This window comes from Bacillus cereus group sp. N24, assembly GCF_016483345.1.
GTDB classification, from domain to species: Bacteria; Bacillota; Bacilli; order Bacillales; family Bacillaceae_G; genus Bacillus_A; species Bacillus_A toyonensis.
The window spans coordinates 1-234 of the sequence record NZ_JAEHCA010000164.1; the positions used below are offsets into that span (position 1 = coordinate 1).

Genomic DNA, 234 nt, shown 5'->3' on the forward strand with positions numbered 1-234 from the left:
GTCAGTACCACTTACTTTTGATTCATATCCTGGTACTGCTTGCTCTTTCACTTCATACTTGTATGCTTTACCTTCTGCATCGTATGCTTTTAGGTTTTCAAATGTGTACTTCCATTCTGTTGCCGCTGTTACTTCTTTTGTATCTACTACTTTACCGTTTTGTAGTAAGTCTACTTTGATCATTTCCGGACGATCTTTCGCATTTCCGTCTTTCCATGTCTTCGTTCCTTCTAC

The 234-nt window shown here is 38.9% G+C and carries 1 protein-coding gene; it reads right to left on the reverse strand.

Going from position 1 to position 234, the window contains the following annotated elements; all coding sequences use genetic code 11:
- The coding region (locus tag JDS95_RS30870; RefSeq protein WP_199691076.1) for a Cna B-type domain-containing protein at nt 1-234 on the reverse strand (234 nt) is incomplete at both ends.